The organism is Micrococcus sp. iso_26, assembly GCF_056172975.1.
Map to the genome: position 1 here is coordinate 618,812 of NZ_CM149652.1, position 21,866 is coordinate 640,677.

23 protein-coding genes, 1 tRNA gene and 2 pseudogenes are annotated in these 21,866 nt (G+C 71.2%); 18 read left to right on the forward strand and 8 right to left on the reverse strand.

Annotation, left to right across the window (positions count from 1 at the left end; translation table 11 throughout):
• The first annotated feature begins 156 nt into the window (after positions 1–156).
• Positions 157–1,059, forward strand: a complete 903-nt coding sequence (locus tag AC0VX0_RS02830) for a hypothetical protein (RefSeq protein WP_376174157.1) — start codon at positions 157–159, stop codon at positions 1,057–1,059.
• A gap of 369 nt (positions 1,060–1,428) precedes the next feature.
• On the opposite strand, the gene merA is transcribed toward AC0VX0_RS02830, so the two are convergent.
• Positions 1,429–2,853, reverse strand: a complete 1,425-nt coding sequence (gene merA / locus AC0VX0_RS02835) for a mercury(II) reductase (RefSeq protein ID WP_010079213.1) — start codon at positions 2,851–2,853, stop codon at positions 1,429–1,431.
• 107 nt (positions 2,854–2,960) lie between these two features.
• Here merA and AC0VX0_RS02840 point away from each other — a divergent pair, with 107 nt between their 5' ends.
• Positions 2,961–3,350 carry a heavy metal-responsive transcriptional regulator gene (locus AC0VX0_RS02840; protein WP_010079214.1) on the forward strand — a complete coding sequence of 130 codons (390 nt, stop codon included), beginning with the start codon at positions 2,961–2,963 and terminating at the stop codon, positions 3,348–3,350.
• 42 nt (positions 3,351–3,392) lie between these two features.
• Here the strand turns inward: AC0VX0_RS02840 and AC0VX0_RS02845 are convergent, their stop codons facing one another.
• Positions 3,393–3,647, reverse strand: a complete 255-nt coding sequence (locus AC0VX0_RS02845) for an LLM class flavin-dependent oxidoreductase (protein ID WP_070708914.1) — start codon at positions 3,645–3,647, stop codon at positions 3,393–3,395.
• A 139-nt stretch (positions 3,648–3,786) separates the two neighbouring features.
• Between AC0VX0_RS02845 and AC0VX0_RS02850 the strand changes: the two genes are divergently transcribed.
• The 3 genes from AC0VX0_RS02850 to AC0VX0_RS02860 all read left to right on the forward strand — a co-directional run bounded on the left by AC0VX0_RS02850 (position 3,787) and on the right by AC0VX0_RS02860 (position 7,032).
• On the forward strand, positions 3,787–4,203 hold the full coding sequence (locus AC0VX0_RS02850; RefSeq protein WP_129866890.1) for an ankyrin repeat domain-containing protein: 417 nt from the start codon (positions 3,787–3,789) through the stop codon (positions 4,201–4,203).
• Between the two features lie 119 nt (positions 4,204–4,322).
• On the forward strand, positions 4,323–5,633 hold the full coding sequence (gene dusB / locus AC0VX0_RS02855) for a tRNA dihydrouridine synthase DusB (RefSeq protein ID WP_241251975.1): 1,311 nt from the start codon (positions 4,323–4,325) through the stop codon (positions 5,631–5,633).
• Positions 5,626–7,032, forward strand: a complete 1,407-nt coding sequence (locus tag AC0VX0_RS02860) for a deoxyguanosinetriphosphate triphosphohydrolase (protein ID WP_081374446.1) — start codon at positions 5,626–5,628, stop codon at positions 7,030–7,032. The genes dusB and AC0VX0_RS02860 overlap by 8 nt, the downstream gene beginning before the upstream one ends.
• On the opposite strand, the gene AC0VX0_RS02865 is transcribed toward AC0VX0_RS02860, so the two are convergent.
• Together AC0VX0_RS02865 and AC0VX0_RS02870 are read right to left on the reverse strand one after the other, a co-directional pair.
• Positions 6,959–7,861: an NAD-dependent deacylase gene (locus tag AC0VX0_RS02865; protein ID WP_100058776.1), complete on the reverse strand. Its 903-nt coding sequence runs from the start codon at positions 7,859–7,861 to the stop codon at positions 6,959–6,961. The two genes, AC0VX0_RS02860 and AC0VX0_RS02865, sit on opposite strands and share 74 nt — an antisense overlap.
• Positions 7,862–7,973: 112 nt before the next feature.
• Entirely contained in the window at positions 7,974–9,557 is a 1,584-nt protein-coding gene (locus AC0VX0_RS02870) for an anthranilate synthase component I family protein (RefSeq protein ID WP_377636126.1), read from the reverse strand.
• 45 nt (positions 9,558–9,602) lie between these two features.
• Here AC0VX0_RS02870 and AC0VX0_RS02875 point away from each other — a divergent pair, with 45 nt between their 5' ends.
• The 3 genes from AC0VX0_RS02875 (at position 9,603) to dnaG (ending at position 12,721) form a co-directional block, all read left to right on the forward strand.
• A complete protein-coding gene (locus AC0VX0_RS02875; protein ID WP_377636141.1) occupies positions 9,603–10,472 on the forward strand; it encodes an arsenic resistance protein in 870 nt (289 codons plus the stop codon).
• A gap of 62 nt (positions 10,473–10,534) precedes the next feature.
• Complete coding sequence (locus tag AC0VX0_RS02880; RefSeq protein ID WP_070708491.1) at positions 10,535–10,780, forward strand: hypothetical protein; 246 nt, start codon at positions 10,535–10,537, stop codon at positions 10,778–10,780.
• Positions 10,781–10,810: 30 nt separating this feature from the next.
• A complete protein-coding gene (dnaG, locus tag AC0VX0_RS02885) occupies positions 10,811–12,721 on the forward strand; it encodes a DNA primase (protein WP_102708158.1) in 1,911 nt (636 codons plus the stop codon).
• Positions 12,722–12,802: 81 nt separating this feature from the next.
• Here dnaG and AC0VX0_RS02890 read toward each other — a convergent pair whose 3' ends face one another.
• The gene (locus AC0VX0_RS02890) at positions 12,803–13,462 is read right to left on the reverse strand and encodes a PepSY domain-containing protein (protein ID WP_070709229.1); all 660 of its coding nucleotides are present in this window, start codon (positions 13,460–13,462) and stop codon (positions 12,803–12,805) included.
• Positions 13,463–13,668: 206 nt separating this feature from the next.
• Here AC0VX0_RS02890 and AC0VX0_RS02895 point away from each other — a divergent pair.
• Positions 13,669–13,740, forward strand: a tRNA-Asn gene (locus AC0VX0_RS02895).
• Here the strand turns inward: AC0VX0_RS02895 and AC0VX0_RS02900 are convergent.
• Positions 13,702–13,962 carry a helix-turn-helix domain-containing protein gene (locus AC0VX0_RS02900; RefSeq protein ID WP_083325321.1) on the reverse strand — a complete coding sequence of 87 codons (261 nt, stop codon included), beginning with the start codon at positions 13,960–13,962 and terminating at the stop codon, positions 13,702–13,704. The two genes, AC0VX0_RS02895 and AC0VX0_RS02900, sit on opposite strands and share 39 nt — an antisense overlap.
• Positions 13,932–14,826, reverse strand: a protein-coding gene (locus AC0VX0_RS02905) for an IS5 family transposase (protein ID WP_102708157.1) whose coding sequence is annotated in 2 segments (ribosomal slippage) — positions 13,932–14,468 and positions 14,470–14,826 — 894 coding nt in all. Because the reading frame shifts where the segments join, the coding sequence is not laid out codon by codon here. The genes AC0VX0_RS02900 and AC0VX0_RS02905 overlap by 31 nt, the downstream gene beginning before the upstream one ends.
• A gap of 142 nt (positions 14,827–14,968) precedes the next feature.
• On the opposite strand from AC0VX0_RS02905, the gene AC0VX0_RS02910 reads away from it, so the two are divergent.
• The 9 genes and pseudogenes from AC0VX0_RS02910 to AC0VX0_RS02950 all read left to right on the forward strand — a co-directional run bounded on the left by AC0VX0_RS02910 (position 14,969) and on the right by AC0VX0_RS02950 (position 21,368).
• Positions 14,969–15,301 (forward strand): ArsR/SmtB family transcription factor, encoded by a 333-nt coding sequence (locus tag AC0VX0_RS02910; RefSeq protein ID WP_020628509.1) that lies wholly within the window; start codon positions 14,969–14,971, stop codon positions 15,299–15,301.
• On the forward strand, positions 15,298–16,011 hold the full coding sequence (locus tag AC0VX0_RS02915) for a cation diffusion facilitator family transporter (protein WP_036317504.1): 714 nt from the start codon (positions 15,298–15,300) through the stop codon (positions 16,009–16,011). Before AC0VX0_RS02910 ends, AC0VX0_RS02915 begins: the two co-directional genes overlap by 4 nt.
• Before the next feature lie 72 nt (positions 16,012–16,083).
• A pseudogene (locus AC0VX0_RS02920) lies at positions 16,084–16,224 on the forward strand (cation diffusion facilitator family transporter); the annotation flags it as partial.
• Positions 16,225–16,281: 57 nt separating this feature from the next.
• A complete protein-coding gene (locus tag AC0VX0_RS02925; protein ID WP_012750929.1) occupies positions 16,282–17,625 on the forward strand; it encodes an IS256-like element ISMlu11 family transposase in 1,344 nt (447 codons plus the stop codon).
• 32 nt (positions 17,626–17,657) lie between these two features.
• On the forward strand, positions 17,658–18,443 hold the full coding sequence (locus tag AC0VX0_RS02930) for a cation diffusion facilitator family transporter (protein WP_257997763.1): 786 nt from the start codon (positions 17,658–17,660) through the stop codon (positions 18,441–18,443).
• 80 nt (positions 18,444–18,523) lie between these two features.
• Complete coding sequence (locus AC0VX0_RS02935; RefSeq protein WP_036317487.1) at positions 18,524–19,276, forward strand: DsbA family protein; 753 nt, start codon at positions 18,524–18,526, stop codon at positions 19,274–19,276.
• Between the two features lie 41 nt (positions 19,277–19,317).
• A complete protein-coding gene (locus AC0VX0_RS02940; protein ID WP_020624358.1) occupies positions 19,318–19,968 on the forward strand; it encodes a vitamin K epoxide reductase family protein in 651 nt (216 codons plus the stop codon).
• Between the two features lie 55 nt (positions 19,969–20,023).
• Positions 20,024–20,254, forward strand: coding sequence for a hypothetical protein (locus AC0VX0_RS02945; protein WP_168167992.1), 231 nt, complete (start codon positions 20,024–20,026; stop codon positions 20,252–20,254).
• 211 nt (positions 20,255–20,465) lie between these two features.
• A complete protein-coding gene (locus AC0VX0_RS02950; RefSeq protein WP_036317477.1) occupies positions 20,466–21,368 on the forward strand; it encodes a cytochrome c oxidase assembly protein in 903 nt (300 codons plus the stop codon).
• Here AC0VX0_RS02950 and AC0VX0_RS02955 read toward each other — a convergent pair.
• Positions 21,365–21,847, reverse strand: a pseudogene (locus AC0VX0_RS02955) (IS5 family transposase); the annotation flags it as partial. The gene AC0VX0_RS02950 and the pseudogene AC0VX0_RS02955 overlap by 4 nt on opposite strands.
• Positions 21,848–21,866 lie beyond the last annotated feature (19 nt).

The following is a 21,866-nucleotide window of genomic DNA, read 5'->3' on the forward strand; positions in this document are numbered from 1 at the left end:
CCGGGCAGGAGACCTGGACGCTCTACATCGAGGACCGCCGCGGCGAGTCCGGACGCGCCGAGCGCCGCAAGCGCGCGAGCGCACTCTCGGCGGACTTCACCCCGGAGGGCGCGCAGGCGTTCTTCGACTATCACCAGCAGCAGGAGGAGCAGGAACATGAGCGCAGCGCTCGACAGGCTGAAGCAGCAGAACGCGCAGAGCGGATCGCAGCAGCAGCTCGACTATCCGGAGACGATGGAGGCGTTGACCTCGATCCTCGCCGCCGTCGAGGCGCAGAACGCGAGGCTCGACCGGCTGGCCGAGCAGCAGAAGAAGCTCGCAGGGTTCGTGAAGGTCATGGACGAGGAGACGACGAGGCGGCTGGAGCGGATCACGGCCTCGGCGTCGACCTCCTCGCCCTCCAGCGACGCGTCCGCGAGGATCGCGAGTATCGAGAGCAGGCTGAACGAGATCGCGAGCACGCTCGGCGAGTTCGCGCAGAGTCTCAACGGCGAGAGCTTGAACGCCGCGTCGCAGAGCTTGGTCGCGGAGGCGCAGAGGAATCACGCGGCTACGGCATCGGCGATTGAGGGGCTCAAGGCGCAGGCCGCGGCGAACCAGAAGCTCGTCAGCCAGGTCGGCGGCGCGGTGCAGCGGATCGAAAAGCGCACCGAGGAGCGAGTCGTGAAGGCCGTCGAACAGGTCGCCGGGGAGGCGTCTGCCACGATCGCGGCAAACCTCGACGCATCGAACGAGCGCGCCGAGCGGATCATCGCTGCCACGGCGAAGCTGGAGGCCCGTCAGCTCTGGTCGGCCGCCGCCGCGATGTGCCTCGCACTCCTGCCGGTGGTGGTGGTCGTCGCCGGGCTCTGGATGGGCATCGCTGGGCTCATCACAGGCGCTCAGTGGGCGCTGGACGTGGACGGTAGCGTGTGGCTCGGGATCGGGCGCTGGCTCGTGATCGCCGCGGGCCTCGCGGCGGCCGGCTACGGGGTCTTCGCGTCCGTCCGCTGGGTTGCTGGCCTCGTGGAGACCTGGAAGGGTCGCGGGATGCCGACGTGGCCGAACTGGCGACGATGACTGGAGCCACTCGAACTACTGACCCCGGTCAGTAGTCGAACGATTGCCGCAGCAGCCGGTCGAGCGACGTCGGTGCCGCCGCAGTCGCCGGAGGACGATCGCCGCTGTGACGGCCACCCCGACTGCGATCCCGGCACCGATGAGCCAAGGATTGCCGAGGAAACCTCCGATACCTGCGAGGGCTCCGCCCGCGGCGAGGAGAGGCAGGCCGCAGCAGATCAGCAGCGGAAGCGCGCAGCATGCCAACAGGAGCAAGCCCGTCCCAGCACCGACAAGCACGCCCGCGCGATGCGAGTCGTGGTCCTTATCGCCGCTCATCGTCTGTTCCTCTCCCAGCTGAGCGTTCCCCCCGATTGTCTGCGTGCGCGTTCACGCGCAGCACGACAGGAGCGACGGATCGGTGGTGAAGGCCTTGGCGGCGATCCGGATGCCCTCGGCCATGGTCAGGTAGGGGGCCCAGGCGTCGGCGACCTCGGCGACCGTCTTGCCGAGCACGTGGACCCCGGCGGCGGCGAGCTCGCCGGCGTCCTTGGCGACGGCGGTGATGCCGAGAATCTTCCCGGTGTCGGCGTCCACGACGATCTTGACGAAGCCGCGGGTGTCGCGGTTGACCAGTGCGCGGGGCACGTGGTGCAGCGGCAGGACGCGGCAGTCGCAGCGGATCCCGGCGGCGACGACGTCCTTCTCGGTCATCCCGACCGCGCCGATCGCCGGGCCGGTGAACGTCACCCTCGGCAGTCGGGCGTAGTCCACGGCCCGGTCGGCGTCGGCGAACGCGTTCTCGGCGACGAGGGTGCCGTGGTGGGCGGCGACGTAGACGAACTCGGGGTGGCCGGTCACGTCGCCCGCGGCCCAGATCCGCGGGTGGGAGGACTGCATCCGGTCGGAGACGACCACCTCGCCGAGGTCCCCGGTCTCGACCCCGACCCTGTCGAGGCCGAGCCCGTCGGTGACCGGTCGTCGTCCGAGGGCGACGAGCACCTGGTCGGCGCGGAACTCCTCCCGCCCCCCGGCGACGTCCGCGGTGACGACGGCCTGCCCGGTCGCGGCGTCGCGGGACACCCGCGTCGGCAGCGCGCGGCGGACCACCCGGATGCCCTCGTCGGCGAACACCTCCTCCAGCGTCCTGGACACCTCCGGCTCCTCCTTCGACGCGAGCCGGGACCGGACCAGCACGGTGACCTGGGAGCCGAGCCGGGCGAACAGCTGCGCCTGCTCCAGGGCGACGTAGCCGCCGCCGAGCACGAGCAGGGACTCAGGGAGTTCGGTCAGCTCCATCGCCGTGGTCGAGGTCAGGTACCCGGTCTCGTCCAGGCCGTCGATCGGCGGGGCCCACGGCCGAGAGCCGGTCGCCACCAGGAAGTGCCCGGCCTCGATCGTCTCGGTGCTGCCGTCGTCCCCGGCGACCTGGAGGACCGGAGCGTCGGGGGTGCCGGCGAACGCGGCGTCGCCGCGGCGGACGGCCCACCCGTAGGAGTCGGCGACGTCGGCGTACTTCTCGCCCCGCAGCGACTCGACCAGCGCCTGCTTCCCGGCGATCAGGGCGGGCATGTCCACCGGCCCCGCCGTCGTCGCGATCCCCGGGAACCGGTCGGCGGCGTCGGCCGCGGAGTGCCGTGCGTCGGCCGCGGCGATCAGGGCCTTCGACGGCACGCAGCCGGTGTTCACGCAGGTGCCGCCCAGCGTCCCGCGCTCGATCATCACCACCGACTTGCCGAGCGTGGTCGCGCGGATCGCGGCGGCGAACGCACCACCGCCCGATCCGATGATGGCGAGGTCGTACTTCGTGGGCATCGCAGCTCCTGTCAACACTTGGTCTTCCGGTCTGTCTCAGCCATACTGGACCTTCCAGTGCAGGGGAAGGTCAAGAGGACTTCTGCCGAAAGAAGAGGGGGCCTGCGATGCGCATCGGGGAACTCGCCGAGCGGGCGGGAACGACGGCGAAGACGCTGCGGTTCTACGAGGAGCAGGGCCTGCTGCCGCCGGCCGAGCGCACGCCGTCCGGATACCGCGACTACGCGCCCGAGACGGCCGCCCGGATCGACTTCGTCCACCGCGGCCAGGCCGCGGGCCTCACCCTCGCCCAGATCCGCCAGATCCTCGACATCCGCGACGACGGCGCTGCTCCCTGCGAGCACGTGCGCGACCTCCTCGACGCACGCCTCGCCGAGATCGAGCAGCAGATCGCCCAGCTCGCCGCGCTGCGCGACACCATCACCGAGCTCAGACGCGACGCCGCGCAGCCCGACCCCGACTCGTGCAGCGCGGACCAGGTCTGCCGGTACCTGTAAACGGCAGAGCCGGTCGCACCAACGCCACAAGCCCGACATGCGCTACCGCAGGTCGATCACGCCGGTGCCGAGGCTGATCCGCTCGGTGCGGGCGGCCATCGCGGCGAGGATCGGGAACGGTGAGGAGAACATCCGCTGGAAGTGGTGGGCGCGGAGCCAGGCGCCGTCGAGTCCGGCGTCCTCGGCGGCCACGGCCATCGCGACGACGTCGTCGAGGGCCTGCCGCGCGTCCGGGGCGGTGCCGGGCCGGTGGATCCAGTGGCCGAAGTTGAGGAAGCCGAGGTGCTTGCGGGTCATGCCGGGTGCAACCGCGGGGCGGGCGGGGCTGTTCCCGGTGCTCGTCTGACCGCCGGCCGGCGACATCACCTGCGGGCAGACCCGCGGAGATGTCGCTGCGGAGCGGTCGATCGCCGCGGCGTCCGCCATACTGGCGGGCATGAGCGAGCAGTGGAGCGAGAAGGACATCGAGCTGGCGAACCGGCTCTTCGACATGGCGCGGGACGGGGACACGGCCCAGCTGAAGGCATACCTGGACGCCGGGGTGAGCACGCGCCTGCGCAACCACGCGGGCGACTCCTTCCTCACCCTCGCCGCCTACCACGAGCACCCGGACACCGTGGCGATGCTGATCGAGGCCGGCGCCGAGATCGAGCACGCCAACGATCGCGGCCAGCGCGCCCTGACCTGCGCCACGTTCAAGCGGGATGTCGTCTCGATGCGCCACCTCCTGGCCGCCGGTGCGGACCCGGACGCGGGCACGCCGTCGGCCCGGCAGACCGCTCAGATGTTCGCCGGTGCTGACCTGCTGGCCGTGCTCGACGGCGGGGACGCGGCGCCGTCGTCGGAGGCCTGACCCGCCGGGAGGACGGTCTGCCCGTCCCGGCGGGGCGCCTCGGCGATCGCCTCCCAGCGGGCCTCGTCGTGGGGCACGGTGACGTGGGTGCCGGGCGGAATGGAAGAATGGGGTCCGACATGACTTCTTCCCACACCCTCCCCGCCGCGGCGGTGACCGACGCCGACGACGTCGCCGACCTCCACGCCGCGCACTACGCCAAGTCCGCCGGCGCGGGTCGACGCATCACCGACGACGATCAGCTCCACGAGGCCCGCCACCCCGCCCCGACGACGGACCGCCTGACCCTGCCCCCGCTGCGGCTGGGGCCGCTGACCATCGACGTCCCCGTGGTGCTCGCCCCGATGGCCGGCATCACGAACACCGCGTTCCGCCGCCTGTGCCGCGAGTACGGCGGCGGCCTCTACGTCAACGAGATGGTCACAGCCCGCGCGCTCGTCGAGCGCAAGCCCGAGTCGATGCGGATCATCCAGCACGACCCGGACGAGGTGCCCCGCTCCGTGCAGCTCTACTCCGTGGACCCGGTCACCACCGGCGCGGCGGTGCGGATGCTGGTCGAGGAGGGCCGCTGCGACCACATCGACATGAACTTCGGCTGCCCCGTGCCGAAGGTGACCCGGCGCGGCGGCGGCTCGGCCCTGCCATGGAAGTCGGAGCTGTTCGCCTCGATCGTCAAGGCCGCCGTCACCGAGGCCTCGAAGAAGGACATCCCGGTGACCGTGAAGATGCGCCGCGGCATCGACGAGGACCACCTGACCTTCCTCGACGCCGGCCGCACGGCCCGCGACCTCGGCGTCGCCGCCGTCGCCCTCCACGGCCGCACCACGCGCCAGTTCTACTCGGGCACCGCCGTGTGGGACGACATCGCCCGGCTGCGCGAGGCCCTGCCGGACATCCCCGTGCTCGGCAACGGCGACATCTGGTCCGCGGAGGACGCCATCGCGATGGTCGAGCGCACGGGCGTGGACGGCGTCGTGATCGGCCGCGGCTGCCAGGGAAGGCCCTGGCTGTTCGGGGACCTGCAGGCCGCCTTCGAGGGCCGCCAGGACCGGTTCCGCCCGACCCTGGGCATGGTCGCGGACACGCTGTACCGCCACGCCGAGCTGCTCGTGGACACCTTCGGCGGCGACGAGCTCAAGGCGCTGCGGGACATCCGCAAGCACGTGGCCTGGTACTTCAAGGGCTACCCCGTGGGCTCGGAGATCCGCACCGCGCTGTCCACCGTCCCGGACCTCGCCACGATGCGCGAGATCCTCGCCCGCGTGGACCGGGACCAGCCCTATCCGGGCGAGGCCGCCGAGGGCCCGCGCGGCCGGGCCGGCGCCCCCAAGCGCCCGCACCTGCCGGACGGCTGGCTCGACTCCCGCGAGCTCAATGCCGAGCAGCAGGCCATGATCCAGGCCGCCGAGCTGGACGTCTCCGGTGGCTGAGCCCACGACGCCGGAGCCCGCCGCCGGAGCGCCCGCCGCGCCGTCGTCGCCCTGGACCGGCGCCGCCCACCAGCCGGTGCTGTTCGGCCCCGAGGGCCGGCCCCCGTATGCCGGCCGCGCTGTGCAGACCCCCGGCTACACGCCGTGGGACCGGGAGCGGTGGCTGCCCGAGCCGCCCAAGTCCTCCTACCGTTCGGACTTCGAGCGGGACCGTGCCCGCGTGCTGCACTCCGCGGGCCTGCGCCGGCTGGGGGCCAAGACCCAGGTGGTCGCCCCGGACGCGGACGACTTCGCCCGCACCCGCCTGACCCACTCGCTCGAGGTGGCGCAGGTGGGGCGTGAGCTCGGCCGGTCGCTGGGCTGCGACCCCGACCTCGTGGACACCGCCTGCCTGTCCCACGACCTCGGCCACCCGCCCTTCGGGCACAACGGGGAGAAGGCGCTCGACGCGCTCAGCGAGGACGTCGGCGGCTTCGAGGGCAACGCCCAGACCCTGCGCCTGCTGGCCCGCCTCGAACAGAAGAAGCTCTTCGCGGACGGCTCCTCCGCGGGCCTGAACCTCACGCGCGCCGCCCTCGACGCCGCATGCAAGTACCCATGGACCCGTGAGGACGCCCCGCTGCGCCCCGACGGCACGCGTTCGCGCAAGTTCGGCGTCTACGAGGACGACCTGCCCGTGTTCCGCTGGTTCCGCGCCGGGGTGCCCGGCACGCGCACGTCCATGGAGGCCCAGGTCATGGACCTCGCGGACGACATCTCCTACTCCGTGCACGACGTCGAGGACGGCGTGGTCAACGCCGTGTTCCAGCTCAAGTGGCTGGCCATCCCGGAGCACCGGGAGCGCGTCGTGGAGACCACCCGCCAGTGGTACCTGCCGCACACGGACCCGGCCGAGGTCGACGCGGCCCTGGCCCGCCTCGAGGCCACCGACGTGTGGGTCTCCGAGATGGACGGCTCCCGGCGGGCGCTCGCGGCGATGAAGGACATGACGAGCCAGCTGATCGGCCGGTTCTGCAGCGCCGCCTTCGACGCCACGCGCCAGGTGTTCGGCAACGAGCCGCTCACCCGCCACGGGGCCGACGTCGTGGTGCCCGAGGAGACGGAGACCGAGATCGCCGTGATGAAGGGCATCGCGGCGGCCTACGTGATGACCGCGGAGCAGCGCCAGCCGCTCTACGCGCGGCAGCGCGAGGTGCTCGCGGAGCTCGTGACGCTGCTCGACGCGACGGGGGACCGGTACCTCGAGCCGATGTTCGCGTTCGACTGGGCGCAGGCCCCCGACGACGCAGCCCGGCGGCGCGTGGTGATCGACCAGATCGCCTCGCTCACCGATTCGACCGCCGTCGAGTGGCATCACACTCTGGTGCAGGGCGCGGAGTTCCGGCGCGTCTGGCTCTGACCGGCGGGTCCAGCAGCGCGGGCAGCACCGCGCCGGCGGGACCCCGCAGGATGTGCGTGACCGCGCCGCTCAGCTCGGTCTCCACCGGATTCAGCTCGACGACGGCGGCTCCGGCCCCCAGCGCCACGAACGGCAGGGACGCCGCCGGCTGGACGATGCCCGAGGTGCCGACGACGACGCACAGGTCGCAGTCCTCGAGCGCGGCGAACGCGCGGTCCCAGGGATCGGCCGGCAGCATCTCCCCGAACCACACGATCCCCGGGCGGATCAGCCCGTCCCCGCACACGGTGCAGGACGGCGGTGCCTCGCGGAGCATCGCCTCGAGGTCGGCCTCGGAGCCGGCCGTCGCCTCGTCCGCAGGCGCGCCCGGGTCGACGTCGGCGGGGGCCCAGCATTCGGCGCAGCGGTGCTCGAACAGGGAGCCGTGCAGGTGTGCGAGGACCCGGGCGCCGGCGCGCTCGTGCAGGTCGTCCACGTTCTGGGTGACCACCTCCAGACCGGGTGTGCGGCGCTGCCAGGCGGCGACGGCGTCGTGCCCCGGGTTGGGTCGGCGGGCTCGCACCATCCGGGCACGCCACCGGTACCAGGACCACACGAGCGCGGGATCGGCGAGGAACGCCTCCTCTGTGGCGAGCTCCTCCGCGGAGAACCGTTCCCACAGGCCGGTCTGGGCGTCGCGGAACGTGGGGATGCCGGACTCGGCGCTCATCCCCGCCCCGGAAAGCACCACGGGTCGCTCGGCGGCGGCCACGAGCGCGCGGACGGCGTTCAGCGCGTCAGGGTCGAGGTCGGGCGCGGAGGCGGCGAAGACGGGGTGCGGATCGGCCATGTCCCCAGCCTAGGCAGGCGGCACGGGTGGGCGCCCCCCTCGTTTGGGGGCGGTGTGCGGCGTTATTCCGTCGGAATACCGCCGAATATCGCCCCCGAACCACAGGGTGGGGTCAGGCGACGTCGGGCGCCGTCGTCGGCAGTCCCGTGCCGGCGGCGCGGGCGAGGGCTCGGCGCAGGCCGCGGGCCTTGAGGAGGACCTCGTCGTGTTCGGCGGCCGGGTCCGAGTCCGCGACGATCGCCCCGCCGGCCCCCACGGACCAGCGGCCCCCGGCGAGCACGGCCGTGCGGATCACGACGGACAACGACGTCGTCCCGTCCGCACTCAGCATCCCCAGCGCCCCGGAGTAGACCCCCCGTGGGGAGGCCTCCCACGCGGCCAGCAGCTCGACGCTGCGTCGCTTCGGCGCGCCCGTCATCGACCCGCCGGGGAACAGGGACCGCACCACGTCCACGGGTTCGACGCCGGCCCGCGCGGTCCCCGTGACCGTGGAGACGAGCTGGTGGACGCTCGCGTAGCTCTCCACCGCCATGAGGGAGGGCACCTGCACGGAGCCGGGCTCGCACACCCGGGAGAGGTCGTTGCGCAGCAGGTCCACGATCATGAGGTTCTCGGCGCGCGTCTTGGGGTCGGCGGCGAGCGCGCGGGCGGCCTCGGCGTCCGCGACCGGGTCGGCCAGGCGGGCGGCGGTGCCCTTGATCGGCTTGGTGCTGTACCGGCCCGCGCGCCCGGCGAGGAACCGCTCCGGTGAGGCCGAGACCACGGCCCACCGGCGGGCGCCCGTGCCGTGCTCCAGCAGCGCCGCATACGGGGCCGGCTGGTGCGCGGCGAGCTCGTGAAAGAGGACCAGCGGGTCCACGCGCAGCCCGGGATCGGCGTCGAAGCGGGTGGTCAGGCACAGCTCGTAGGAGTCGCCGGCGTGCAGCGCGGCGCGGCAGCGGGCGATCTGTTCGGCGTACGCCGCCCGGTCCTCGCGCCACGTGCCCGGCGCCTCCTCGTCGGCCTGTGGTCCCGGGCCGGCGTCCCGCGGCGGGGGCACGACGACGTCGCCCGACGCCGTCTCGAGAGCGCGGCGGGCCGCGGCGAGGGCGCGGCGCACGTCCCCTGCCCAGCGGTCGGCCCCGGTCTCCGCGGCGGTCGGATCGAGGGAGGCCACGCAGCAGTGCAGCACCCCGGCCGCGTGGTCCGCCACGACGTAGCGGGACGGGCGCACCCAGAACTGCGCGGGCAGGGACGCGGGGTCCTCGGCTCGACGTGAGGGCGGTGTCACCCCCAGATCCGCCAGGCCGAGCTCGTAGCCGAGCCAGCCGACCAGGCCGCCGCGCAGGGGCAGCCCCTCGCCGCCGACCACCGGCCGGGGTGCGGCCGCGGCCGCGAGGTCCGCCCACGCGCGGTCCGGATCGGCGGGGTCGTCGTGCCGGACCAGCCGCGGGCCGGGGGAGGGCGCACGGCCATGCTCCTCGCCGAGCACATCCAGCCCGTCGCCTGCCACGGACCAGCGTGCCTCGGCCGGGTCCGGCAGGGCGGAGTCCAGCCAGAACGACGCGGCCCCGCGCACGACGGCGTGCGCATAGACCGCGGCCACGGCGGTCGCCGCCGTGTGCCCGGCCGCGGCGAGCGCCGCGGCGTCGAGCGTGCGGACGGCGACGTGCAGGGGAGTGGAGGCGTCCTGGGGCGGGGCGGGCGCGGTGGGCATGGCCCCCAGCGTAGGGGTCAGCCCCCGTCCGGATCGCTCCGTACGCTGGCGACGTTCCTGGCGGTGCCGTTCCCCGCGCTGGGCGCGGGCCTGCGGGACGGCAGGTTCCTGGCGTCCCTGCTGGTCCTGAACTTCGTGGTGGTGCCGGCGGTGGTGTTCGGGCTGAGTCGGTTCGTGGCCCACGACGACGCGCTGCTCGTGGGCGTGCTCCTCGTGCTGCTGGCCCCGTGCGTGGACTACGTCATCGCGTTCACCGCGCTCGCGGGCGGGGTGGCCGAGAGGCTGCTGGCGGCCGCTCCGCTGCTTATGCTCGTCCAGCTGGTCGTGCTGCCCGTGCTGCTGCGGGCGTTCGCCGGTCCGGAGGCGGTCGCCGCCGTCGACGCCGGGCCCTTCGTCCGTGCGCTGGTCCTGCTGATCCTGGCGCCGCTCGCGCTCGCGGCGCTGCTCCAGTGGGGCACGGCGCGCGGCCGCGGCGGGGTGCGCCGCACGGCAGCCGGGGTGGTGCGCGGGTGCACGGCGGCGATGGTCCCGCTCATGGTCGTCACGCTGTTCACGGTGGTCGCCTCACAGATCCGCGGGGTGGGGGAGCAGCTGCCCGCGCTGGCCGCCGTCGTGCCCCTGTTCGCGGCGTTCGCCGCCGTGACGGTGGCCCTCGGCGTGGTGGCTGCGCGGTGGGCGCGCCTCGACGTGCCCGCCGGGCGGGCGCTCGTGTTCTCGGGCGCGACGCGGAACTCCCTGGTCGTGCTGCCGCTGACCTTGGCCCTGCCGGCGAGCCTGGACCCGGCCCCGCTCGTGGTGGTGACGCAGACGCTCGTGGAGCTCGGGGTGATGGTGAGCCTCGTCCGGCTGGTGCCCCGGCTGCTGCCGCTGCACGGGCAGTCCGCGGGGGCGGGCGCGCGTCGAACCGTGACCTGACCGCCCAGAATGTTGCCTTCCCGTGACCGGAATCACGGTCGCGGGTCGCTATGGTGGGCGACATGAGCCTCTCGTTCGTGTCCTCGGCGCGCCGCCGTCACGGCGGCCTGGCTTCGGCCGCGCTGTTCCATCCGCTGGTCGAGGCGGCCACCGGCGCGCTGCCCGTGATCGACCCCGCCACCGGGCGTCCCGCGTCCGAGGGAGCGGGCGCGGCGCGGACCGAAGCGCCCCGCGCGGCGGGGACCGGTCCTGCACAGGCCGCAGCGGAGGCCGAGCCGTCCACGGAGGCCGGTTCCGCTCGGGGCTGACCGCTCCGCCCCGTCCCTAGAATGGTCCGCATGGCTGGACTGATCGTGCGCAAGGACATCGACCTCGTCCGCGAGCGCACGGATCTGAAGGCCGTCGTGGAGGAGTTCGTCACCCTCCGCTCGGCGGGCGTGGGCTCATTCAAGGGGCTGTGCCCGTTCCACGACGAGCGGACGCCGTCGTTCCACGTGCGCCCCGGCGTGGGCACCTACCACTGCTTCGGCTGCGGCGCGCACGGGGACGTCATCAGCTTCCTGATGGAACTCGAGCACACCACGTTCACGGAGACCGTGGAGCGGCTGGCGTCCCGCGTGGGGGTGGAGCTGCACTACGAGGACGGCGGCACCGGCCCGGACAAGGCGGAGACGGGGCGCCGTCGTCGCCTGTTCGAGGCGAACAAGGTGGCGGACGAGTTCTTCCGTCGGGCCCTCGGCTCGCCTGAGGCCCAGGCCGCCCGCGACTTCCTCACCCAGCGGGGATTCACACAGGAGCACGCGGCGCAGTTCGGCCTCGGATACGCCCCGCAGGGGTGGTCGCATCTGCTGGACCACCTGCGGCAGAAGGGGTTCCGGGACGAGGAGCTGCGCGCCTCCGGGCTGGTGTCCGAGGGGCAGCGCGGCCTGTACGACCGGTTCCGCGGCCGCCTGCTCTGGCCCATCCGGGACATGACCGGCGCGACCATCGGCTTCGGCGCGCGCAAGCTGTACGACGACGACCCCGGGCCCAAGTACCTCAACACCCCCGAGACGCCGCTCTACAAGAAGTCGCAGGTGCTCTACGGGATCGACCTGGCCAAGCGGACGATCGCCAAGGAGCGCCAGCTGGTGCTCGTCGAGGGCTACACGGACGTGATGGCGGCCCACCTGGCCGGTGTCGGGACGGCGGTGGCCACGTGCGGCACCGCGTTCGGCGCGGACCACATCAAGGTGGCCCGCCGCCTGATCTCCGACGACGGCACGGGCGGCGAGGTGATCTTCACCTTCGACGGCGACGAGGCCGGGCAGAAGGCCGCGCTCAAGGCGTTCGACGAGGACCACCGCTTCCTCGCCAAGACGTTCGTGGCCGTGGAGCCCAGCGGCATGGACCCGTGCGATCTGCGCATGCAGAAGGGCGACGAGGCGGTGCGCGCGCTCATCGCCTCGCGGCGCCCGCTCTTCGAGTTCGCGATCCGGGCCGGGCTCAAGGACTACGACCTCGACACCGTGGAGGGCCGCGCCGGTGCCCTGCGCCACGCGGCGCCGATCGTGGCGGGCATCAAGGACGCCGTCCTGCGTCCCGGCTACGAGCGGGAGCTGGCCGGCTGGCTCGGTCTGGACCCGAACGCCGTGCACCGCGCCGTGGTCGCGGCCGGGCGCGCGCCGCGGCGGGGGCCCGAGCCCGAGGCGCGGCCAGCCCTGGCGGACGACGGGCAGGCGATCGGGCCCACGGGCCGCCACGGGGAGGCCGCCGCCCCGGCGCCGCGGATCGTGGTGCCGGTGGATCCGCGCGACCCCGTCGCCCGTCGGGAGCGTGAGTCCCTCGAGGTGGTGCTGCAGCATCCGACCCTGCTCTCCGCGGAGCAGTGGACCGCGCTGTACGCCGCCCGCTTCACGGTCCCGCAGTACGCCGCCGTCCACCAGGGCGTGAAGATGGCCGGGTCGGCGGGGGCGACGCCGCAGCGCTGGGTCGACGCCGTGCGGGACGCCGTGCCCCAGGAGGTGGCCGGCGTCGTCTCCGAGCTGGCGGTCCGCGACCTGCCCGCCCGCACTCCCGAGGATGTGGACCGGTACTGCCGGGACATCATGAACCGCCTGTTCGCCCTGCAGATCGTGCACCGCAAGGAGGAGCTGCTCGGGCGCCTGCAGCGGCTCGGCCCCGAGGGCGACCCCGCCGAGTTCACCCGCCTCAACAGCGAGCTCATGGACCTGGAGGCGCGCCGCCGGGCCCTCCGCGCCGACGACTGACCCCCACCCGTTTTCGTTCGGGAAACGGCGGCCCCAGACGCGCTTTCGTTCGGGAGACGGCGGCCGGCTGGCCGCGCGGCGTCAGTGCTCGTCGACCGTGAGCACCTCACCGGACCTGGCGTCGATCTCGACCTCGGGGCCGTCCGAGCCGTCCTCGCGGTCGAACTCGACCTCCCACTGGAGGGTGCCGTTGTCGTCGTCCAGGTCCATCTTGTCCAGGGTCACCCCGTCACGTCCCTCCCGGGCGGTGTCGAGTGCCTGCTGGGCGGTGACCTCGGCGTCCTTCGCCTTCTGGACGTCCTCGAGATCCGACTCGCGGTCGGTCTCGGTGATGTCGCCGTCGGCGGTGACGTCCAGCTCCTTCACCTCCTCGCCCACCACGACGTCGACCTCCCAGGTCGTGTCGTCATCGTTGGCGTCCACCTCGACGATGATGCCGTCGCCGTGCTTCTCCAGGACCGCGTCGATCACCGCGTAGGCGGGGTCGTCGGCCTGGCCGGTGCCCGAGCCGCTGCTGGCCGCGGCGGCCGTCGACGACGCCGACGACGACGCCGAGGCCGACGTGGTCGAGGCGTCGTCCGTGGCGGGGGTGCTCGCCACTGCCGAGGAGGCGTCGACCTCCGGCGAGACGGAGCCGTCGTCGCCGTTGTCGGCCGTGGTGCCGCAAGCCGCGAGGGCGAGCGCGGCCAGCACGCCCGTGCCGGTCAGGGCGGTCTTACGCGTGAGGGTCGTGATGGTCATGGACACGTCTCTCCTTCGGGTCCGTTCCTGATGATTCTGGGGATGTCCTCGCACGGTAGGCCTGCCGGAGCCGTGCCTGGCAAGGGCCGCCGGTCCCCGGGGGCGGGCAGGGCGACGACGGCGCCCCGCGGCCGGGTGGCACGCGGGCGGGGGCTCTGGTAGAGTTCCATCCGTTGTCCGAACGGCTCCGGCGGTTCGCGGCACATTCCCCCGTAGCTCAACGGCAGAGCATTCGACTGTTAATCGAAGGGTTGTTGGTTCGAATCCAACCGGGGGAGCCGAGCAGAGGCCCCTGCACCGACCATGTCGGTGTGGGGGCTTCTTCGTGCCTGGAGGATGACCGGGCCGAGCAGCTCCGCGAGCGTGATGTCGAAGACCTCCGCGATGGTGGCCAGCTCCTCCAACGTAAAGGCCACCCGCGCGCGAAGCCGGTGTGAGATGCCGCTCTGTGAGACGCCGAGCGCTGCTGCTAGGGCGTGTCTGACAATGCCTTCGACCACGCGAGCACAGCATTCAGGACCACAGCGGCCCTGTAGACGATCGCGTACTTGTCATACCGGGTCGCCAGACCCCGCCACTGCTTCAGGTGCGCGTACTGGCGCTCGATGACATTGCGGCCCTTGTAGGCGGCCGCGTCGAGGCCAATGGGGCGCCCGCCGCGGGCACCGCGCCGTCTGCGGTGGCCCTGCTGGTCGGCTGGTTCGGGGATGACCGCTTTGATCCCACGGGCGCGTAGGTGGGTGCGGATCGCCCGGGAGGAGTACGCCTTGTCGCCCAGCACGGCCTCGGGGCGGGTCCGGGGCTGCCCTACTGGCCGGGTCACGCGCAGCTGCTCCAAAAGAGGAAGCAGCATCGGGGAGTCCCCTGCCTGGCCGGGGGTGATCAGGCTGACCAGCGGCAGCCCGGTCCCATCGACGAGCTGATGGATCTTCGTGCTCAGCCCGCCACGGGAGCGCCCGATGCCGTGATCGGCCGGCTCCTCACGCGGATTCTTGTAGTTCGATCCATCCCCCTGTGTGGCGGGTGATGTTCGTCGCGTGCTGGTGGGCGCGGGCGATCGTGGAGTCCACCGAGACCGACCAATCGATCAGGCCTTCGGCGTCAGCGGCGGCGGTCAGCGTGGCCAGCACCGTGTCCCAGGTGCCTTTTTCGGCCAAGCGCCGATGCCAGGTCCACACGGTCTGCCAGGGCCCGTAGACCTCGGGCAGATCCCTCCAAGCGATTCCGCACCGGTACCGGTAGATGATCGCCTCCACCATGGTGCGGGCGTCGGCGAACGGCCTGCCGGCGCGGCCGGTCCGGGTCGGGAGCATCGGGGCGATCAACTCCCATTGGGTGTCAGAGAGCATCTGGAACCGGGACATGTCCCCAGGGTCTCAGCTGACTCGTGCATCTATTCTCAGACACGCCCTAGTTGCGCGGACCTCCTGGGATCGGGCCATGGTGCCGGCCGCTTGCCGGGCGGCACCCCGACAAGGGTACACGTTATGCTGTACCGTTCTAGGCATGAGCACCACGACCCTCACTCATGTCTCGGCGTTGTCCCGACTGGGCCATGCCCTCTCTGATGACACCCGGACCCGGATCCTGCTGGCCCTGCGTGATGGGCCGGCCCGCCCGTCGGCGCTGGCCGGGGAGCTGGGGGTGTCCAAGCAGGTGATGTCCAACCAGTTGGCCTGCCTGCGCGGCTGCGGGCTGGTGACCACTACCGCCGAGGGCCGCAACGTCTGGTACGCCCTGGCCGACCCCCGGCTGGGCCAGACCCTTGGGGAGCTGCTGGAGTTGACGCTGACCATCGACCCGGATTGCTGCTCCGCTGCGGGATGCACCTGCGCATGAGCACCCTCACGCTGAGCTCCAAGCCCCTCACGGACGACCGCCGTGCGGTCCTGCACCGCCGGATCCGCTGGATCGTGGCCGGAACCATCACCTACAACGTGATCGAGGCGGCCATCGCCCTGGCCGCCGGCACCGTGGCCTCGTCCTCCGCGTTGATCGGCTTCGGCTTGGACTCCATCGTGGAGGTCCTCTCCGCCGCCGCGGTGGCCTGGCAGTTCGCCACCCCGGACCCGCACCGCCGGGAGAAGGTGGCGCTGCGCCTGATCGCCTTCTCCTTCTTCGGCTTGGCCGCCTTCATCACCGTCGACGCCGTGCGCACCCTGTTCGGGGCCGGGCAACCGGAGCATTCCACGGTGGGGATCGTGCTGGCCGCCGTGAGCTTGGCCATCATGCCGTTCCTGTCCTGGTTCGAGCGGCGCACTGGCCGCGAACTCGGGTCCGCCTCCGCGGTGGCCGACTCCAAACAGACCCTGATCTGCACCTACCTCTCGGCGGTCCTGCTGGTGGGCCTGGTCCTCAACAGCACCCTGGGCTGGACCTGGGCCGACCCAGTCGCGGCCCTGGTGATCGCCGCCGTCGCCCTCAAGGAAGGGGTGGAGGCCTGGCGCGGGGATGCCTGCTGCACCCCCGCCTCCGCGCTGATCGCCGGGGACCAGAACGAGAAGGACGGCGATGGCTGCGGGGCGGATTGCGCCTGCTGTGCGCATTGAGCGTGCCTTCAGTATCGCCGGACAGGATGGTGACGTTAAGCTGATGATTCATCGAGTGGAAGAGACCCCGGTATGAGCGGACACGATCATTCCCATGCTCTTCCGGCGGCGGGCCGGCGGGGCCGGCTGGCCGTGGTCTTCTCCATCACCGCGACGATCATGGTCGCCGAGGTCATCGGCGCGCTGGCTTCGGGCAGTCTGGCCCTGCTGGCCGGGCGTGTCAGATGGTCTGTGTAAGCCGTACCGAGAGGAACGGTAAGAATCATGACCATGATCGACGAGAAGAACCCAGGCGAGCCCTCGGGCCAGGACCTGGTCGAGCAGCTGAAAGCCTCAGGGCAGCTTGATGCCCTGTTCGCGCAGATCGACGCGGGCGGCGTCGAGCTCACCGGTGACGGCGGGTTCGTGCCCGCGCTGGTCAAGGCCGCGCTCGAGCGGGGCCTGCAGGCCGAGCTGACCAGCCATCTGGGCTACGAGAAGGGCTCGAGCGAGGCGCCGAAGCACGCCAACTCCCGCAACGGGACCACCCCGAAGACCGTGGAGTCCGAGGTCGGGCCGATCGAGCTGGACGTCCCGCGAGACCGGGGCGGGTCGTTCACCCCGCGCCTGGTGCCCAAGGGCCAGCGGCGCCTCGGGGGCCTGGATGACATGATCATCAGCCTCTATGCCGGCGGAATGACGATCCGGGACATCCAGCACCACCTGGCCTCCACGATCGGCACGGACCTGTCGCACGAGACGATCTCCAACATCACCGACGCCGTGAGCGAAGAGGTCCTGGCGTGGCAGTCGCGGCCGCTGGAGGAGTTCTATCCGGTGATCTATCTCGACGCAATCCGGATCAAGATCCGAGAGAACAGCCAGGTCCTCAACCGTGCCGCCTACATCGCCGTCGGCGTGGACCTCGAGGGCATCAAGCACGTGCTGGGGATCTGGGTCCAGGACACCGAGGGCTCGGCGTTCTGGGCCCACGTCTGCGCCGATCTCGCCAACCGGGGCGTGCAGGACGTGCTGATCGTGTGCTGCGACGGGCTCAAGGGCCTGCCGGAGGCGATCGAGGCGACGTGGCCGGACTCGATGGTCCAGACCTGCGTGGTTCACCTGATCCGGGCCGCGATGCGGTTCGTGGCCTACCAGGACCGCAAGAAGGTCGCCGCCGCGCTGAAGCCGATCTACACCGCCCCCAACGAAGAGACCGCGAGGAAGGCGCTGGCCGAGTTCGAGGCCTCCGAGCTCGGCACGAAGTACCCGTCTGCAGCCGCGACCTGGGCGAACTCCTGGGAGCGGTTCATCCCGTTCCTGCAGTTCCCACCCATGCTCCGCAAGGTCATCTACACGACCAACAGCATCGAGTCGCTGAACTTCCAGCTACGGAAGGTGACCAAGAACCGCGGCCACTTCCCCTCGACCGAGGCGGCGGTGAAGCTGCTCTGGCTGGCGATCTGCAACATCGAAGACAAACGCGCCGCCGAACGCGCTCGGGACCGGGGCAAACCCGCCGGCCAGCGCAAAGCCCAGGGCCGGCTCGTCGAAGGCCAGGCCGTCACGAACTGGAAGCAGGCCCTCGCCCAGCTCGCCGCGGCCTACCCCGACCGGATCAACCCCTACCTGTGACCACCCCGCTTACACAGACAAGTTGACACGCCCTGCTGGCCGACGCCGGGCACATGTTTACTGACTCAGCCGGGTTGCTGATCGCCCTGACCGCCGCGACCCTGGCGCTGCGCCCGGCCACGGACAAGCGCACCTGGGGGTACAAGCGCGCCGAGATCATCGCCGCGGCCGCGCAGGCCGCGGTGCTGCTGGCCGTGGGCGGCTTCGTAGCCGTGGAGGGCGTACGCCGGCTCATCGAACCCCCCGAGGTCGAATCCACCGCGATGCTCTGGTTCGGGGTGATCGGTTTGGCTGGCAACCTCATCGGTCTGGCGATCCTGGCCTCTTCCCGAGGTGAGAACCTGAACATGAAGGCCGCGTTCCTGGAGGTACTCAACGACGCCCTGGGATCGGTCGCAGTGATCGTTTCGGCGATCGTGATCGCCACCACCGGCTGGAATCGCGCCGATGCGGTGGTGTCCCTGTTGATCGCCGCACTGATCGTGCCCAGAGCCCTGATCCTGCTTCGCGACACCATCGACGTACTCATGGAGACCACCCCCAAGGGCTTGGACCTGGAGGCGGTCCGCATCCGGCTATCGGAGCTGCCGCACGTGCTGGAGGTCCATGACCTGCACGCTTCACGCATCGACTCCGACACCCCCGTGCTCTCCGCGCACGTCACCGTGCACAACGGCTGCCTGACCGCCGCGCACCTGGGCACTGTGCTGACCGACCTGCAACGGTGCGTGGCCCAGGATTTCCAAGTACCCATCGAACACTCCACCTTCCAAATCGAACCGGCCACCCACCCCCACACTGAGACCCTCCACCCCTGACCCACCCCTGCATCCCAGCCCCAGCTCATTCCCACCCCGACGGCAGGGTGCCGTCGCCACCGACCGAAACGGATCCCTTCGTGAGCACACCGACCCGCAATCCGACCCCCTCTGATCCGTCAACACCGGGCACCACATCCCGCAAGGCCAAGACCATCGTCTGGGTCGTACTGGCCGCTGTGGTGCTGGCCGGGCTGATCGTCGGAGTGGTGGCCGCCAGCGGCCCCCGCGACGCCGCCCCCCAGGGCTCCGGGCAAACTGCCTCCTCCGGGACCGGGCAGAGCGCCCCCTCGGAGGCCACGCCGGTGATGCGCCCAGACAGCCGGGTACTGTCCAAGGCCCCGAACGAGCAGGCCGTGCTGGTGGAGTTCCTGGACTTCGAGTGCGAGGGCTGCAAGGCCGCCTACCCGGTCGTGGAAGAACTGCGCGCCGAGTACGCCGACACGGTGACCTTTGTGCACCGCTACTTCCCGCTGCCCGGACATCCCAACTCGATGACCGCCGCCGTAGCCGTGGAAGCCGCCGGCCAGCAGGGACAGTACGAGGCGATGTATCAGCAGATGTTCGACACCCAGGAGCAGTGGAGCCATACCACTGAGGACCGGAGCCCGGTGTTCCGCGGTTACGCCGAGGATCTCGGCCTGGACATGGCCGCCTACGATGCCGCGGTGGCTGACCCGGCCACCCGCGACCGCATCGAGGCCGACGTGGCCGACGGGACCGCGCTGGGCGTGCAGGGCACCCCGACCTTCTTCCTGGACGGACAGATGCTCACTCTGAACACCCTCGAGCAGTTCCGCGCCGAGGTCGACGCCGCCGCCACGACGGACTGACCGGGCCCATGAGTGTCCCCGACACCGACACCAATTCACCCGTGACGATCCCCACGACCACCACCGACCGCCCTGCCGGTACCGGGCAGGCCTCCGACGTAGCGGGGATACCGACTGTCGCCCGGCACCGTCCGTTCGGCCTGGTGCTGTTGATCACCGGGGTGGTCGGCTGGGTGGCCTCGGCGATCCTGGTGCTCGAACGCCTGGAGCTGTACGAGGATGCCGGGTACATCACCAGCTGTGACATCAACCCCTGGGTGTCTTGCGGGAAGGTGATGGGGACCTGGCAGTCCGAGCTGTTCGGCTTCCCCAACCCGTTGATCGGCATCGTGGCGTTCGCCGTGGTCATCACCACCGCCATGGTGACCCTCTCCGGGGCGAGCCCCGGGCGCTGGTACTGGGCCGGCCTGCAGGCCGGGGTCACCGCCGGCACGGTGTTCACCATCTGGCTGTGGTCCCAGGCGTTGTTCGAGATCCACATCCTGTGCCTGTACTGCATGATCGTGTGGGCGGCGATGATCCCGCTGTTCATCCTGCTCACCGTGCGCAACCTCGCCCACGGCGTGATCCCCGCGCACGCCGCGGTGGTGCGGTTCTCCGCCGGCTGGGCCGGAACCCTGGTGGCCATCGCCTATGTGGCCGTGGCCGCCTCGGTGTTCTGGACCTTCTTCCCGGCCCTCACCGGTTACTGACACACCAGCCGCACTACGGCCCGCCCACGCGCCCGCAACGAGGAGAAACCACACCATGGCCAAGACCGACGTGCTAGTGATCGGCGCCCGCCAAGCAGGGCTGGCGCTCGGGCACTACCTGAGGCGTGAGGAGCCGAGCTGTCGGCAAAGCCGGACACAGGTTGGGAAACCGAGAAGGGCAGGCAGTAGGTTCCTTGTCCAACAGGCCCTCTACCGCCACGTCGCGACAACCGGGCAGCTCCGTGAGGATGGAGGCAAGGTCCTCGCCCGGAAAGGAAGTACATGATCGGCTGGCTGGAGCGGTGGCAGATTCCCTTGTACCTGGTTGCCCTGGGAGCCGGTGCCGCTTGCGGAAGCGGCATAACCGAACCGACACCGTGTCCACGATCAAGGGCCAAGGCCCCACTCCTACTCCGGCCTCACCTGACCCCGCTCCGGCACCACCACCGCGGCCGAAGTCGCCGACGTTTGATCGCCTCGATGAAGGGAAATTCGCTGTGCCGCCGATCGACCAGTGGGTCACGTTCGAACCCCTCACCGGCTCACCCGTCGGCATCGCCGCTCTGCTGTTCGCGGCACTGTATCTGCGAGGAGCGATCTGGATGTGGCGAAACAGGCGCCGTTGGGCGATCGCCCGCACAGCATCGTTCCTGATCGGGTGCGCCCTGATCTTCGCTATCACGATGTTCGGTGTGAACCGTCTCGCGACGGAATCCATCACAGCGCTGGTGTTCCAGCAGATCACCCTGCTGACCGTCGTTCCGCCGCTCCTCATCGCAGGGTCACCCGGGCTGCTGCTCCTGCGCAGCACACCGCACACCGGCCTCGGGCGTCTCGTGCTCCGTGCCGCGCACGGGGGACTGCGCTCACGATTCTGGAGCGCCGCACTGCACCCTGTGGTCGCCATCGTCATTGCGATACTGCTGTACCCGGTCCTCTACCTGACCGACGCGATCAGCGTCATCATGCGCATCCCCTTCGGCCAGGACGCCTTGCTCTTCGTCATCCTCGTCCTCGGCATCGTCTCGGCAACACCGCTATGGTCCTCCGATCCGCTACCGCGCCAACCCTCCTTCGCCGCACGATTCGTCGATATCGCCGTCGAGATCCAGATCCACGCCATTTTCGGCCTGATCCTGCTCCGTACCGCCACACCGCTGTTCAGCGCATACGCCACCCCCACAGGCAGCCATGACCCCGTCATCGACCAGGCGATCGCCGGCACGCTGGTATGGACCTACGCGGAGCTGCCGATGTTCGTAGTGCTCATCGTCTGCCTGTCCCGCTGGCGAGCCCGCGACGTGCGCACCTCGAGACAGCGACAGAAAGCCGAGGACGCCGAACTCGACTCTTACAACGAGTACCTCGCCAGCCTCTCCCGAAGACGGAACGAGAGCTAGGGCATGTCTGACAATCGTTTGGACCACGCGAGCACAGCGTTCAACACCACGGCGGCCCGGTAGACGATCGCGTACTTGTCGTACCGGGTCGCCAGGCCCCGCCATTGCTTCAGGTGCGCGTACTGGCGCTCGATCACGTTCCGGCCCTTGTAAGCCTGCGAGTCCAGGCCCACGGGACGGCCACCGGCCGAGCCGCGGCGCCTGCGGTGGCCCTGCTGATCCGCCGGCTCGGGGATCACGGCTTTGATCCGGCGGGCACGCAGGTGGGTGCGGATCGCCCGGGAGGAGTACGCCTTGTCGCCCAGCACCGCCTCGGGGCGGGTCCGGGGCCGCCCTACCGGCCGTGCCACGCGCAGCCGCCCCAGCAGCGGCAGCAGCATCGGGGAGTCCCCGGCTTGGCCGGGGGTGATCAGGCTGACCAGCGGCAGCCCGGTCCCATCGACGAGCTGATGGATCTTCGTGCTCAGCCCTCCCCGGGATGTCAAGGGCCATTGAGTT